Raw genomic sequence first — 14,876 nt, 5'->3', positions numbered from 1 at the left:
ACAGATTTTTGAACACTACCCACTACTGGGCGATTGCCTCTTTCCAGCCAACTGACTTGGACCACACTACACCAGCATGGTTTTTTACCCGTTGGGTAACGCATTTTTGTGCCCCCTTGTTTGTATTTCTAACAGGTATCAGTGCTTACCTCTATGGTGAAAAGGTTCAGTCTAAATTATTACTGCGTAATTATTTATTGAGTCGAGGTTTATGGCTGATTCTTTTAGAGGTGACCGTGATTAACTTCAGTTGGCAGTTTGCTTTTGACATTGTATTTTTACAGGTCATTTGGGTTATCGGCTGGTCTATGATTCTGCTTGCGGGGTTGATTTACCTGCCTTTGAAATTGCTTACCACCGTATCATTATCAGTCATCGCATTTCATAACTTACTCAATGATAAAGAAGTACTAAGCGCAATGGAGCCTCAACTTGCTTGGCTATGGCATTTATTACACTTGCCAATGGCGATGGGTCAAGAAACTAAATTACAAGTTTTTATTATTTATCCACTAATCCCTTGGTTTGCGGTCATGGCACTTGGTTATTGTATCGCGCCTATTTTTAAAGTCGGCAGCGCACTCAGATATAAAACCCTTGCAAGCTGCGGACTACTTTCAGTCGCGCTTTTTATACTACTAAAGGTCAGTAATACCTACGGTGACCCTAACCAATTTGAAGTGCAGGCTAGCGTAATTCAGTCGTTAATGTCCTTACTAAATAATACCAAGTACCCTCCTTCATTACTTTACTTGCTAATGACGATAGGGCCAGGGCTACTATTACTCATCGCCATAGAAAAGGTGAGCGAATTGTATCCCAAAACGTCTTGGTTACATTGGTTAACTGTGTTTGGAGGCGTACCTTTATTCTATTATTTAATCCATATTCCAATTATTAACCTTAGCTCAAAACTGTTCGCATGGCTTCAGTATGGACGCACAATAAACTTCCTTGAAAGTCCAGAAACATGGCCTGCTCTTTACCAACCTAACCTATGGCTCGCATACCTAATGTGGGCAATACTTACCGCGGCTTTGTATTTACCATGCAAGTATTACCTCTACACCAAACGCACTAGCAAAAACTGGCTCGTTAAGTATCTGTAGTAATGTTTGACTGAAGTGGTGGAATGGAAGGCAACCACTTCAGTGCTAAGAAAGTTAGCACGCCACAGATAAACCAAAGGGCACTAGCTACCACACTAAACAAAGTGACAAGCTCTGGTAATACAAAGCTCAACCCCATACCAGCCAAACCGCGTAATGTACACAATGTTGCGATAGTAATTAATGCCAATTTAGTTAATGGCAGGCGCTTCATGTAACCGGCTCCGGCTAATGCGTATGCAGCGCAAAGACCAAATAATCCCGACACAAATACAGTAGCGACGGGAGCCAGCAATGTGCCTTGTTTTGCAGCTTCAATTAAAAATTCTGGGGCCAATTGCGCACGATAACACGCTTCACCCAAAGGAATACACGCCATATGGGCGACCACTGTAACAGTCGCCATTAGCGCCACAAATAGTAAACCTAATATTGCTATCCTTTCTTTATTCATGACTTCTCTCAAGCAACCTGTCTATTAAACGAAAATACACCCTTTTAGATACAACACACCTTCGCCAACCAAAGTAACTCGGGCGGAGTCAAAGTCCACATGACAAATTAAACTCCCGCCACGGGCAGACGCTTGGTAAGCGTTAAGCGAGCGCTTATTGAGTTGTTCCGCCCAAAATGGCGCAAGCCCAGTGTGGATAGATCCTGTGACAGGGTCCTCATCACCTCCGTTAGCTGGCCAAAAGTACCGTGATACAAAATCTGCGTCATCACCTTTTGCAGTCACTACCACATCAAAAGGAGCCAGTTGTTTTAACAAATCGGACTGGTATGCCACCTGTTCAACTTCGTGTTGCGTGTTATACACAACGAAATAAGCTTGGCGATTTTTTAGCACCTTTTTTGGTGCAATTGATAGACCAGCTAGCAGGTCTGTTGGCACATGCAAAATTGGCTCAGGTTTTTGCATCGGAAAATTCATCACGATTTTCCCATCATTTTGAGACGTAACAATGAGGCTTCCTACTTTATTGGTCGTAAACTCAACCTCGTTACTCACATCTAAATGATTGAACAACACAAACGCCGTAGCAAGTGTTGCATGGCCACAAAAATCGATTTCTGTCAGGGGTGAGAACCAGCGAATATGATAGCTGTTGCTTGAGTTTTTAACGATGAATGCGGTTTCTGAGAGGTTATTTTCTGACGCGATTTTTTGCATGAGCTCATCGCTAATCCATTGTTCAAGCGGCACAATAGCAGCTGAGTTACCTTTAAATTGTGCATCGGTAAATGCATCCACGATAAAAATATCAAGCTTCATTTTATTCTCACTGTAGAGGTGACTGTTACTGAGAATGTACCGAATTAAGCTGCTGAAATATAGCTCAAAAATAAACTTTCTCTCAAGTAATTTTCAAGTCGTTATTTACAACAAAACAGGAAAAGTCGTATTTTCGAGGTGAAACGTGTCTCTGATAAATAGCTTAACTAGTGCCATCTGCCACAAAAAATCATAAACACTTATCGACAAGCAGTATGTTTTTAGATACAAGATTTATATAAGCGTTTGAGAAAATAAGAAAGGTTGGTTTTGAAGTTTAAAAAACTAAGAAGCTACAATTGATATTTATTGGGTGTGATTTAGCAATCACACCCAAACATAACTATTTATACTATAGTTACGTTTTCAGCCTGAGGACCTTTAGCGCCCTGAGATACTGTGAAGTTAACTTTTTGACCTTCAGTCAAAGAGCGGAAGCCTTCAGATTGAATCGCTCTGTAGTGAACGAATACGTCAGGTTGACCATTTTCTTGAGCGATAAAGCCAAAACCTTTTGACTCGTTAAACCATTTTACAGTGCCTGTTACTTGAGACATAATTGAACCTATTTAGTTAAAATTTAAAAAAATGTACAGTATTGGAAGTAAAGTGAGTGACTAAAATTAGGTTTTATCAAAAAAAACAGAAACTAAAGCAAACAACAAATAAATCAAATATCTTCATACGCTGTCTAGAATACACTGAATAAAATGATTGTCGAGTACTTTTTAATAGTTTTTCGCAAATTTACACAATCAGCTAGCCTGAGTCATTGATTAATAATTAAACATTTCGTAAAAACACAATTCAGAATGGGTCGATAGTAAGCTTTTCCTTAACTTTTGCGCCTTTTAACGCGAAACGGACCGTACTTATTGCGCTCTTTCTCGTCGTCGACTTTAAACGGAAGACTTGGTTGATACATGCGAAACTGCGCAAATGAAACAATGAGCTCTACAAGTAATGAGGTCACTGATATCAGGGAAAAGCAGAGCATTACATGATGTATGCTAAAGCAACTCTCTTTAATGATCTTGATATCACAGCTAAGGTACTGGCCTCTCGCCACCCAAATGAAGCCAAAAAGCTTAACAGGCAAGTAAAAAACTTTGACGAACAACAGCGGAATGCAGAGCGCTTCAACATCGTTGTTAAAGCTAACCAACTTAAGTTTGAGCAAAACCCAGAGTTAAAGGCTTATTTACTCGGTACATCAAATCGCGTGATAGTTGCAGCAAGTCCTGTCGATAAAATTTGGGAAGTTGGGCTCGCTGAAGACAACTCATTAATTGAGGACCCTAAAAATTGGCAAGGGCTTAACTTATTAGAATATGCGATAATGGTTGTGAGAGAAAAGTTTGCACTAGAAAATTAGTCGCGCCTTGCTTAAAGTAAATGCTACGCGTCTACAGTGTTTTGCCAGCGCATAATTAATTGCTGCTGGCCAGTTACTTGCTCCAACTCCTCGCCAGCGATAACAAAACCTTGCTTTTTGTAAAATGCCACGCTGGCAACATTCCGTTTATACACCGCCAACTGAAGGCTACTACATCTGCCCTTAGCGTCCGCTATCAATTTTTTACCAATGCCCTGACCTTGCCTTTCTGGCAGCACAAAAATGGCAGCAAGCGTATTATCAACTAAGGAATAAAACCCGACAATTTTGTGATCTTTCACATACACATAGTTTCGTGAGCTGGGTAAGTATACATCTTTCATCGAGTCTAACTGCTCACGCCAAAATGTAGCAGGCACAAAGTGATGAGATTGCTCAGAAGCTGCTAGCCAAACGAGTAAAACTGACTCCAGATCGACTGTAGCGCTTTTTCTTATCATGTGCATCTCCAACACCGATACCAACCGATATTTAATGAACCATACTATTTAGTAAAGCGCATTAAAGTTTAATGTCTATTTTTTTGCGTTCAGTGTTAAATGCGACTGAATAGTATCGCAACCTAGGGTGTTCAACATTCCACAAGTTTAAAAATTCTTCATACGTTTGCACTACTCTCTTCGCGCCTTTTGCATCATTTAAATACACTAGACGTTTTGCCTCATCATAACCTACGACCACACGGTAATGACTTTGAGAGCGAGGTAACTCCCAATACTGAAACACGATAACCGGAATACCATTGGCAATGTACGCTTTCACATGGTGAAAAATTGCGCACGCTTTGCGTCAAGCTCATTTAAACGGGGGTTACTAGCGCTTATGCTAAGGACTTTGCCAACACGCTCTAATAAAAAGCCTTCTAGGTAAGTGACTTTTACATCAGGATAACTGTTCCAGTTACGAGGATAATTATTTAAAATACCAGATTCAACAAAAACTGGCGCATCTTCATACTGATGAAGTATAGACTCCGCAATGTCATATTGACTGTATTGCTTGACCCCCAAATATTTAAAGATCATTCCAATCGTTGCGAGTCTGCAAAGCTCCTCTTCCTGTTCTACAAGCGGTACATTTAGAATTATTTTTTGGGTATTTTGAGCATCTGAAAGTAAGGGCAGCATTAATATAAAAAAAGCAAAACACCCGTTCACGTTTCTTCCTTGTTAATTCTTAGGGGTAAATGGTTAATAAATAATCTTTTTGCTATAAATTAATCACACAGACTCGATTTTAAAGAATAAAATATGCAATTGTAGCCATTAAACCCCATGCAACGAAGATGCATTATTTTTGTATTAGACTTTTTCAATATAACGTTTGTAGATTAAATAAAGGCGAGCCTCAATTCGAAGTCCACCTTTAATTACATTTACAGCGTGAAAAATATATTTGTAGTTTCACTACTTGTGCAACTAATCATCAAATAATTCAAATTAGGTGATTTAAGACAACTTGAATTGCTCAACACTGGTTTTTAGGCCATGAGCTAACTCACTAATCTCGTGGCAAGCCTGTGACGTTTGGTTTGCGCCTTCCGTCATTTCTACCGCTGCATAATTGATGTTTTCAATATTGCGATTCAGCTCTTCTGATACAACAGATTGTTCGTTGCATGCGGCAGCTATTTGAGTGCTCATGGCTGCTATGCTATCGATCTCTTGTTCAATTTTATTAATCGTCTCACTGACTGTTTCAGTCTGATTGACGCAAACATCAATCCCTTTTTGACAAGTCCTTGTTGCTTCACCTGTTTCTTTAGATTTCTGCTGTAAATCACTCACTATCTCAACGATCTGTGTTGTTGAATCTTGGGTACGCTGTGCCAATGAGCGGACTTCATCTGCAACGACAGCAAAACCTCGACCTTGCGCACCGGCTCTTGCCGCTTCTATGGCCGCATTGAGTGCCAACAGGTTAGTTTGCTCAGCAATTTCACGAATAACATCAACAACGACATTTATATTTTGAGAATTCCTTTCTAAATTGGCCGCCAAATCACCAGCATGTGATACCGTATCAGCCACGCTAGAGATTTGTGTAATATTGCTTTTTAATGCTACGCTGCCCTCTCTCGATTTCATGTTGGCTTGATTCGCAGACTCCGCGCCCATTTCTGTACTTTTCGCCACCTCTGACACCGCGGCTTGCATCTCTGTCATAGCAGATGCGACAGACTGTAATTCGTTTTGCTGATTTTGCATACCAGACGCATTTTGCGCCGAAATCATATTTACTTCTTCTACCGCCGTAGTCAGCTGGATAGCGCTGTCATTTATCTGCACAACAAGGCCATTAAGTTGTTTGCGCATTCGTTCCAGAGAAGTTAGTAACGAACCTAATTCATTTTCACCAACTTGGCAGATATCAATACCGGCACTCAAATCACCATTAGCAATACTTCTTGCCAAATGCATTGCTTTACCGAGTGGTGTTTTAATTGCACCACTTAACACAAAACAAATCAGTGCAATCATAATCGCAGACACAACCGTGCAAATCACGATTACCGTGCTCACCGTTTGTACAGCTTTGATAGCTGATGTTTCAGCACTGCCTACATTTTCGCTGTTAATTTTTACAAGTTCGGTTAGTTCATCCATTGCAGCCGAGAAATGCGGGTAACTATCTAATACTATTTGATTTGCCTTACTAACTTCATCGTTTCTTACTAACTGATTAAAGGCAGCTGTCGCAGATGCATACTTGCGCCAGGCACTTTCAAATGCTTCAAATTGACGCTTTTCTTGGGCTGACACGTCAAGCGAGCTATACAAAGAAACTTTATCGTTTACACCAGACTTCAACTCATACAAGGTCACTAACCATGAATCTAATTCTGGATGATTAGGGTTTGTTGCCACACCAAATTCGTCTTTTCTGATGGTGGTAAGGTCAACCTGTATATCTTTGACAATTTCAACTGAAGGTATGCTCGTTTGAACGATAAACCCGAGATCGTCACTGATCCCTTTTAAGCCCTGATAAGTCATCAGGCTCACACCGAAGAAAACTAAAAATACCGACGTAAAACTTATGCCGATCTGCTTAGATATAGACAAATCTTTTAATGCCATATTTATGTATAAACCCCTAAAATTACAATAACTTAATACAAAAAACCCAAACGCATAACACGATAAACATGCTATTTTTAGAAATTTGGAGATGGTATTTAAAAAATAAGTGAGCGACAAAATGGTAATCTCGACCACTTGAACACATGTGATCAGCTGCCTAAGGATGAATGACAGCTTATTGTTACAAGCTATCTCAGCTAGATGAAAGGTTCATATAATAGAAAACTTGTTCGTTTTAGTATGGCGAACAAGTTAACTGTATTATATTAGAAACAAACTTCGGTTGGAATATTTTAATTATTAATTATTGGTTTTTAATGTTATTAAGTTACACACTTGAAGTGCATTTTTGATCACAAAAAGATCAAGTTCATTAATATTAAATAACAACGTACTTATTTTAATATTTACCTGAGTTAAAATAAAACACATGAAACAAATATAGTTACAACTAAAAATATAAAACACCGTTACAACGTATTTAATTTTTTAGCGACACCTTATTTTGGGCACCCTCACCTGTGTAGATCTTAATTGGCTGCTTTCTCACGCCGTAAGCGATTAAGCTCTATTATTAACCAATCTCGGCTTCGCATAGCCTCTTGCCCTGAGCAATGAATTTTGTAGTGCTTGCCTGAAAGCGCACTTTTATTTGCAGCATAACGAATAAAATCTTCTGTCGACTCAATATCATCTTGATAATACTTGTACTTCTTCATAATGTGAGCACGAGCATCTTTGGCCGAATGAAAGTTACCATTCCTTTCGTACTCACACCCAGAATGTTCCACATAATCAAGTAAATATGCTATTTCAGATGGTATCTCAGCTTCAGCACTGACAGACATAAACAGCGTGGTGGTAATAACCAGTATTGAATATTTCATAGCGCTCCTTATATTTACTAAAAGATGAAAGGGGTATATTAGGCACTCCAATAAGACGTCTTCAATTGCAAAAAGGTTGCAATCAGAACTAAAAAAGCGACTTTTAATCAATAAAAGCCGCTATCACACCGATAAAGTCAAAGGTTATTCTACAGTTACAAGGCCTGTTTTTGAGTCGTATAGTATTTTGCCAACCTCTCCAGAGGCATAGCCGTACTCGCAAACACCTTTGCGGGCTCTAATTACTTTATAATCACCATCAACGGTCGAAAAATACCACTTAGTACTCCCATCGTTTTTCTTTCTCCCTTTACCGTTTCTGTTTAAGGTGTATTGATGGTCTAAAAAGTTATTCCACATGCGCGCACAACGATTGGCATTTGGGTTTTTAGTAAACTTGTTGTGTTTATTCAGTCTGTCTTTCGCTTCTACAGGAAAACCCTGATCGTTGAAATTTACACTGTTGTCTTTGAACCCGTCCAAGTTTGCTACCTTCCCAGTTTGCCCATCGCTGTCCCAGAATTGCTTAGCCTTATTGACCTCAAGTTGTAAGGCATGGGCGATGACGGGCAGAATGTTCCCACACCCTTGTGAATAACTTAAATCAGCGATGTGCTCCGGGCCATCCATATAAAATGTTGCCTGAGCAGTTTGTGGGTCTAGTGTATAAATCTTAGCATTTTCTCCACTCTCTCTTGCAGATACATAAATCACGCCTTGGTCGTCAACAGCGAGACCTGAAGCCCAATGCAAGTTGTGTTCGCCAACTTTGTTAAGCGTCATATCGCCATCATTCAACACATATAAAGCTTTAGCATTGAGGACATAAATCACATTACCGTCGTGAGAATAAGCAATATCTCCGTGATCAAAATCGTCATAAACAGCGTCACTTGCATTCATTTTTCCCATGATGGTCTTTTCGCCAGATGTTAAATCAAACTTGTACATGTAAGTTTGACTGGTAGCGAGTAAGTATGTGCCATCAGGAGATACTGCTGAGCGCTTAATCGGATAACTTGTTGTTGCAGCCACTTCACTTTGCTGCATTGTTGCGGTGTCGAAAACGTAAATTTTCGACGCGTTGCTGTCTGTGTCATAGCGCTTGATTGTATAAAGCTTGTCACCGCTGCCAGCCAAGTTACTCGCAGTAATGTCAGCGCCTGGCACCTCTCTCACAGCCTTGCTCTGCGTGTCGATGTGGTAAAGCGCGCTGCTTTGCCCGCTCGCGTATCTATCAATGGCATATAGTCCACTTAGACATGCTGAGGAATCGGCCGAAGCCGCAAAACTGCTTAACGCTATAACAGCCATTATGCTAAAAACACTTGTTTTATTGAACGCTTGCTTCATTGGCATACTCCGTAAAATGAATGACAATGAATCAAAGCAAATTACAAGCCAAGAAATTTAAATTTATAAAATTCAGAAGATTAAGAATAAAAATCTATTTAAATCTTGATATAGCCATAATAAAAATGGCTAAAGTCAAAGAACTGTTGCAAAATGCAAAACTTTTTGCGAATTTTTTGCTTATTGACTCTATGAGACTTAATTCCCTCTCTACAACGAGGCGCTCAGACCGTGTCACTTTGCTTCCCAATTTGCAAATTGGCAACTTAGCAAAATGCAAATGTTGCTAATTCATCGTCCTCCATAGATAAATATACGGGCCACCTTCTCAGAGGGTAGCCCTGTTTGGACTTTTTTAATCACATAAATGACTTGCTGCAAAATACTTTTCTATCGTCTGTTCTGGTGGAAACAAATTTAATAGATCCAGCCAATGCCAAGTTTTTTGGCTGCTGATATAATATAACATCAAATTGCCCACTATAGGTCGAAAAGGCCTGACTCTGGTGGTAAAAAAATAGCAGTTTTTTTGAGAGCTTTTGATTGCTTAATATAGATTTCAACAACGTAAACTTCGCACCTTGAATACATTATATAAATTGCCCACTGCCTTCACTTGGCATACAAATGTTATGCAAAAGAGCAGGTTCAAAGCCCAAAAATCGCGCTTGCCAATATACATTTTTTGACTTCATATAATCACCCAGGACCCACTCTTGCTCACGCTCTAGCTTGGTGATTGCATCAGATATTTTAAAAGGTGATTGGTAAGTAGTTTCGTCATTTTGGAGAGACAGTGTGACTCCCTTAGCATATAATTTTTTAATACGCTCTTAGCGTTCATAATAAACCACTGTATTGTTTTTCCTTGTTGATTTTTATTTTCACGCACAACAATAATGTAATTAGTTGCTTTCAGTAAAAACAAGTTAAAAAAACAATAGTATATTACCATTTAGTTCTTTTCAGGAAATTCTTTAGTAGCAACTTTATCGCTTGGTGCATGCGAATAGATTGATTCTGCTTAAAATGTGCAGCACGCGTTCAACCTAGTAACGCCTTAGATTATTGAAAATAATGAGTATAAAGTTGACACAGCAATGTAGAGACCTACATTGCTGTAATGATTGAATACAAGTTCAAGGAGTCGACTACCCTCTTTGCTCTAGCAGATTTATTACACTTTGCTTTAGCTGTTTTACGCTTAAGCAAATCCCGCCAAAGGCAATAACCAGTACAATTGTGAGTGCTTCTAAAAGTAACATCAGGTTGTTCGGTCTATAGGTAAAACCAAAGCCTTCTTGATAGATCTGCCCAATAAACAAATATACTGATGCAAGGGCACACAATACGGGAACAAAGGTTAAAATGCCCCATTCAACAATCAACATATTTCGGCCTTGCTTTTCACTTAAGCCAAAGCTCATTAGTAATCCATTTTTCAATTTGTCTCTTTGTAAATGAGTCTGAATCGACGCAACTACGAGCAAGTTACTCATCAATCCAATAAAAAAGCCATATGCCAACATAAGGTACATAAAGGTCTCAATGGTTCCACGTACACGAGAAAGCAATTCTTCAACCCTCAGCATTCGAATACTTGGATGTGACTGCCAAATTTCGCCTAAACGCTCAAGTCCTTGCTTGGGTAAATCAACACTTCCCATATAATAGATTTGCTCACTTTCCACGGGTACTTCAGCTTGATGCACTACAAACCAAAATGTAATTGAATCCTTTCCTGAACGATAGTGATGCACTGAGGCGATTTTAAATCCTTGGCTGTGACTTCCAATTTGCATTGTAATCACATCACCCAGTGATAGGTTGAGTTCTTCAAACACTTCTTGCTCCATAGAAATAGCCGGAATATTTTGTTGTTCATATTGCCAACCACCCTCTACAACCTTAATGTTATCTGGCTGGTCTTGCTGCCAATTTAGATTGATATTACGCTCCAGTCGCGTACGAGAATCACTCGGTGGTGCATCTATTTCAGAGAGTAAAACATCATTAATATGCGTCACACGCGCGCTTTGAAATGCCTTAAACGTCTTTGCTTCTCCGCCGTTTTTAACTGCAAACTCTTCAATAGCTTGTTTCTGAGAGAGATCTGCCTGCGTTACAAAAATATTCCCTTGATCCTCAAACAAAGCGCGCTCCAACGCACTATTTACATCTTGCCCAATACGCAAACAAAGTAAAAGTAAGGTCGCGCTTAAGCCCAAAGCTAATATTTGGACCATTTTCACGTTTAACCTCTGCTTCATGAGCAATAAAACGAAAGCGACAATACCACCTTTATTCGCAAAGAAACGATTTGCGAGTTTCAATAACCCCCAAGTTAGCCCCAATAACAACACTAAACAAACTCCAAGACCAGCTAACAGCAGGCCTGTTAGAACCCAGTTATCAGTGTTGATGAAAACTACAACCAATAGTGAAAGCAATGGACATAGCCCTCCAACAATGAAAGTAACAGCCCCATTCTCACGCTTTTCTAGCAAATCTCTTACTGTGCTTTTAAACAACTTCACCCAGCTTGGAGTTGTTAATAAAGCATATAGCACCACACTCATTAACAGAGCTTGGCCTACTCCCGTCATGTCCCACATGAGCTCAAAGGTTTCAAACATATTTTGCTGAACAAGCTGCTCAAGAATCACAGCGAGAACTAAAGCTAAGGCCATCGCAGGTACAAAACTGATAAGTAAAATACCGGCAATGAGTGTTATCACTAATACAGGGATTTGCTTATGCGTCACCCCATTTGCCAGCATCACAGCAAGCACGGATTGAATTGGCTCAACATGACTTCGTTGACTTAACCACAAACATAAACAGGTAAGTAGCACTATTACAAAGCTGATAAGACCCATAAAGTTTTGCACACGCTGCCAAGCATGTGCCATTGGGTAATTATTCAGCAGTTTACTCACAACGCGCATATCCGCACTACTCGTTTGCAGCTGTTGTAGTGTGGCAGGGGAAAATGTACTGTCATGATTGATCAGCACTTGCCTCTCTGATGGTTGTAAACTTAGATCTTGCATACTTTGCAAAGAAACAAGCGCTCGTCTATCGCTGCTATAGCCTTGAATTATTCTATCAGGTTCGTTCAACAGCAGTCCGCTCACCAATAGCTGAGTACTACCTAAAGTGACTTCATCACCAACCTCTATTTTCAATGCCCGTGCTAAATGCGGCTCTAACCAAACTTCCCCTTTTTTAGGACCCGCTGACATTAAAGTTGGCGTAAGTTGCTGATCGGTTGAGATTGTGATTTGGCCATTTAGTGGATATGTTTGCCCTACTGCTTTTAACTTAGTATGGCTGTATGTACCATTGCCGCTAAGGGTGATGTCATAACTCTCTATATAACTGTGACCAGCAGCGTTAACCTTTATCCAGTCGACCTCATTATTATGCCAGTTTCGATTTATACTGAGCTGAGTATCCGCGCCAAGCATGGTTTGCAAGTTATGATTCAAGTATTTGTCTACCCCTTGCCCTAGGACACTGGTCAGGCTTAGATACAAAAATAACAGTGCTAAGCTCAATAAAGGTATTAAATGTTTCCCTTTTCGAACTTGAAGAAAAAAGACTCTCGTTAGCAGCAGACTCGCACTAAAACTACTAAAACTAGATTGAGTCTTGCGCTCAACTCTTGGTATATAACCATCAATCATAACCTTAGCTCTCCATTCTCTAAGTGATAGATTTTGTCTAGCTTTGCCGCTAAGTTCAGGTCATGTGTCACCACAATCATGGTAGTTCCAGATTCTTTTGCGCCGTTTTGCATATGTTCGAAAACTTGTTCTGCCGTGGTTTGATCTAAGTTTCCAGTGGGCTCATCAGCAAAAATAATTTGAGGCTCACTACATAGTGCCCTGGCAATCGCGACCCGCTGCTGTTCACCACCACTTAACTTTGTGACGGGCTGTAATGCTTGGTCTTCCATTTTTACAATACGCAGTTTTTCAAGCGCCTGTTCCTCTGCACTTTTTTCGCCTCTTAGTAGAAGCGGTAGAGCAACATTTTGTAGTGCATTTAACTCTGGCAATAAATGGAAGTGCTGAAATACAAAACCAGATACGCTATTGATCTCATCAAGCTGCTCATTTTCATGTTGATAGCGAATTTGCCCATTTTGCTGATTTTCAAGCCCTGCCAGCAAAGACAGTAAGGTTGATTTACCAGACCCTGACGCACCAACTATAGCGATTTGCTCTCCCGGCTCTACAGCCATCGAGATTGCTTTTAGCAAATGTAGCTGGTTACCGTTTACCAATTGAATCGTATGATCAAGACGACTGACATCCAACTTAATACCCATGCTCACTCCTTAAATAACCTAATACTAATTTGATAAGTGCAGCTTGAGCGCACATGCGTGAAAAGAGTGTGAAGAGCGTTTTGAAGCTTGAAGTGACAATGGCGATGGCGATGGCATGTACAATGAGTTGCCATTCTAGTAACCTCAATAAGCTTGATTGTTTAAATAAGTAAATGGAGTACTGATAAAAAAGCGCCAATATTGGAATAGCGGGCAAAGTAAAACACCTAAGGGAACCCCAAAATAATCATTAAATTTCAATCTGATAGATTAAATTCAAACTTTTCCAGTTGAGTTACCTTACTACCTGCTTGAAATAGATTAGCCCATCCAAGTAGTCTCACCGTCGCAGTTTAAAAGACTGTTTTTTTGAAGTATCGCAATCCAACACATGCCCATGAAACCACTCGTCTGCTTTTGCTTGTGTTGGTTTGAAACGCCCTTGTTTTTCCTGCCTTATCTATCACGGCACCAAGTATCATCGAGAACCAGTGGACCAACGTTGCTAGCAGCAACAGTATGTTTAATCGGTTGAGTTGGGTTGTTCTGTGTAGGTTTGAACCTAAACCAAACCTAACACTTTTTTGGTCTCTAACCCTGCCTCTATTTGCATTCTCATGCCATATAGATTGAGCACTTTTTCGAGAAAGTTGTGTCTTTTTGGAAGAGAAGAAACAAGCAGCCAGGGCTCCTTATAACCGTGCTTCTTATCCCGCTTTAATAATTTATGCCCCTTGCTAACTAACACTGCATGGGTGTGATATTTTGCACTTTTGGTAAGTGCAGTCGCGCCAAGGTACTGGCTATTACGTCGATTATTTTTGAATCGTGACTGGCATGAGATAAAGCCGTCTCTATGTTCCGTTTTCAGATGCTCAGTACCACGAACTCGGCTGATATAATGCCAGCCATTGCTTCTTACGGCTTTGAGCTAAGGGACTTTAAAACCGGCGTCCGTCACAATCACGGGCCGAAAATCAGTTGGTAAGAGCAACTTGATCATTTTTAAGTAGCGTTTTGTACTTTTGGGCAAGGGTACTGAAAACTGAACGTACTTTTCTGATAAAGGGTCAGAGCGCGGCCTTCACTGACAATGCTGGCACGCAGAATACAGTGCTTGGTCTGTGTATCCGCATGGCTCCAGTCAACCAGAATGACGGGATGCTTATCAGTGACAACAAAGCGGCGCAAGCTGACATAAACTGATGTTGATACACGCAACAGAGCGTGGTTGCTGAGTAAACGGTCAATGCGTTTAATATCATGTTTTTCAGTTTTTTTGAATCCAGATTGCGACAGATAGAAGTCAATGTGCATTGCTGACAACGCAAAAGAGACTTCACAGAAGCGAATAAAGTATTAAATCTGGCTTTGTGGATTGAGTCAGCTCCTGAGGGATCCCCACTAAACTAGTAGCATGCTTGTGGGTCTGCCAT

14 protein-coding genes are annotated in these 14,876 nt (G+C 40.2%); 2 read left to right on the top strand and 12 right to left on the bottom strand.

Annotation, left to right across the window (positions count from 1 at the left end):
* A partial coding sequence (locus tag N482_RS04710) for a DUF1624 domain-containing protein (RefSeq protein ID WP_155730478.1) occupies window positions 1–1,109 on the top strand: 1,109 nt, incomplete at its 5' end.
* On the opposite strand, the gene N482_RS04705 is transcribed toward N482_RS04710, so the two are convergent.
* The 3 genes from N482_RS04705 to N482_RS04695 all read right to left on the bottom strand — a co-directional run bounded on the left by N482_RS04705 (window position 1,096) and on the right by N482_RS04695 (window position 2,942).
* Complete coding sequence (locus N482_RS04705) at window positions 1,096–1,563, bottom strand: hypothetical protein (RefSeq protein ID WP_063375977.1); 468 nt, start codon at window positions 1,561–1,563, stop codon at window positions 1,096–1,098. The genes N482_RS04710 and N482_RS04705 overlap by 14 nt on opposite strands.
* Window positions 1,564–1,587: 24 nt before the next feature.
* Window positions 1,588–2,385: a PhzF family phenazine biosynthesis protein gene (locus N482_RS04700; RefSeq protein ID WP_063375976.1), complete on the bottom strand. Its 798-nt coding sequence runs from the start codon at window positions 2,383–2,385 to the stop codon at window positions 1,588–1,590.
* A gap of 347 nt (window positions 2,386–2,732) precedes the next feature.
* Window positions 2,733–2,942, bottom strand: a complete 210-nt coding sequence (locus tag N482_RS04695) for a cold-shock protein (RefSeq protein WP_063375975.1) — start codon at window positions 2,940–2,942, stop codon at window positions 2,733–2,735.
* A gap of 443 nt (window positions 2,943–3,385) precedes the next feature.
* On the opposite strand from N482_RS04695, the gene N482_RS04690 reads away from it, so the two are divergent.
* Window positions 3,386–3,760 (top strand): NADAR family protein, encoded by a 375-nt coding sequence (locus N482_RS04690; RefSeq protein WP_063375974.1) that lies wholly within the window; start codon window positions 3,386–3,388, stop codon window positions 3,758–3,760.
* Window positions 3,761–3,783: 23 nt separating this feature from the next.
* On the opposite strand, the gene N482_RS04685 is transcribed toward N482_RS04690, so the two are convergent.
* The 9 genes from N482_RS04685 to N482_RS04620 form a co-directional block, all read right to left on the bottom strand.
* Entirely contained in the window at window positions 3,784–4,221 is a 438-nt protein-coding gene (locus N482_RS04685) for an N-acetyltransferase (protein ID WP_063375973.1), read from the bottom strand.
* A gap of 61 nt (window positions 4,222–4,282) precedes the next feature.
* A complete protein-coding gene (locus N482_RS04680; protein ID WP_063375972.1) occupies window positions 4,283–4,543 on the bottom strand; it encodes a C39 family peptidase in 261 nt (86 codons plus the stop codon).
* Entirely contained in the window at window positions 4,540–4,938 is a 399-nt protein-coding gene (locus N482_RS04675; protein ID WP_063375971.1) for a hypothetical protein, read from the bottom strand. The genes N482_RS04680 and N482_RS04675 overlap by 4 nt, the downstream gene beginning before the upstream one ends.
* Before the next feature lie 291 nt (window positions 4,939–5,229).
* Entirely contained in the window at window positions 5,230–6,861 is a 1,632-nt protein-coding gene (locus N482_RS04670; protein WP_063375970.1) for a methyl-accepting chemotaxis protein, read from the bottom strand.
* A 533-nt stretch (window positions 6,862–7,394) separates the two neighbouring features.
* Entirely contained in the window at window positions 7,395–7,751 is a 357-nt protein-coding gene (locus tag N482_RS04665) for a DUF5329 family protein (RefSeq protein WP_063375969.1), read from the bottom strand.
* A 144-nt stretch (window positions 7,752–7,895) separates the two neighbouring features.
* A complete protein-coding gene (locus N482_RS04660; RefSeq protein WP_063375968.1) occupies window positions 7,896–9,104 on the bottom strand; it encodes a DUF5074 domain-containing protein in 1,209 nt (402 codons plus the stop codon).
* 1,151 nt (window positions 9,105–10,255) lie between these two features.
* Complete coding sequence (locus N482_RS04640) at window positions 10,256–12,793, bottom strand: ABC transporter permease (protein ID WP_063375964.1); 2,538 nt, start codon at window positions 12,791–12,793, stop codon at window positions 10,256–10,258.
* Complete coding sequence (locus N482_RS04635; RefSeq protein ID WP_063375963.1) at window positions 12,790–13,440, bottom strand: ABC transporter ATP-binding protein; 651 nt, start codon at window positions 13,438–13,440, stop codon at window positions 12,790–12,792. Before N482_RS04635 ends, N482_RS04640 begins: the two co-directional genes overlap by 4 nt.
* 1,005 nt (window positions 13,441–14,445) lie before the next feature.
* Window positions 14,446–14,757, bottom strand: a complete 312-nt coding sequence (locus tag N482_RS04620) for a hypothetical protein (RefSeq protein ID WP_081227749.1) — start codon at window positions 14,755–14,757, stop codon at window positions 14,446–14,448.
* Window positions 14,758–14,876 lie beyond the last annotated feature (119 nt).

Source organism: Pseudoalteromonas luteoviolacea NCIMB 1942 (assembly GCF_001625595.1).
In the GTDB taxonomy this organism is placed as follows: Bacteria; Pseudomonadota; Gammaproteobacteria; order Enterobacterales; family Alteromonadaceae; genus Pseudoalteromonas; species Pseudoalteromonas luteoviolacea_A.
Note: the sequence above shows the minus strand (reverse complement) of the source record. Positions and strands in the feature narration are given on the sequence as shown.

Bases quoted from the DNA above. Each gene is read 5' to 3' on its own strand.
- N482_RS04690 (WP_063375974.1), top strand. From the start codon at position 3,386: ATGATGTATGCTAAAGCAACTCTCTTTAATGATCTTGATATCACAGCT.
- N482_RS04670 (WP_063375970.1), bottom strand. From the start codon at position 6,861: ATGGCATTAAAAGATTTGTCTATATCTAAGCAGATCGGCATAAGTTTT.
- N482_RS04635 (WP_063375963.1), bottom strand. From the start codon at position 13,440: ATGGGTATTAAGTTGGATGTCAGTCGTCTTGATCATACGATTCAATTG.
- N482_RS04685 (WP_063375973.1), bottom strand. From the start codon at position 4,221: ATGATAAGAAAAAGCGCTACAGTCGATCTGGAGTCAGTTTTACTCGTT.
- N482_RS04700 (WP_063375976.1), bottom strand. From the start codon at position 2,385: ATGAAGCTTGATATTTTTATCGTGGATGCATTTACCGATGCACAATTT.
- N482_RS04695 (WP_063375975.1), bottom strand. From the start codon at position 2,942: ATGTCTCAAGTAACAGGCACTGTAAAATGGTTTAACGAGTCAAAAGGT.
- N482_RS04705 (WP_063375977.1), bottom strand. From the start codon at position 1,563: ATGAATAAAGAAAGGATAGCAATATTAGGTTTACTATTTGTGGCGCTA.
- N482_RS04620 (WP_081227749.1), bottom strand. From the start codon at position 14,757: ATGCACATTGACTTCTATCTGTCGCAATCTGGATTCAAAAAAACTGAA.
- N482_RS04640 (WP_063375964.1), bottom strand. From the start codon at position 12,793: ATGATTGATGGTTATATACCAAGAGTTGAGCGCAAGACTCAATCTAGT.
- N482_RS04660 (WP_063375968.1), bottom strand. From the start codon at position 9,104: ATGAAGCAAGCGTTCAATAAAACAAGTGTTTTTAGCATAATGGCTGTT.
- N482_RS04665 (WP_063375969.1), bottom strand. From the start codon at position 7,751: ATGAAATATTCAATACTGGTTATTACCACCACGCTGTTTATGTCTGTC.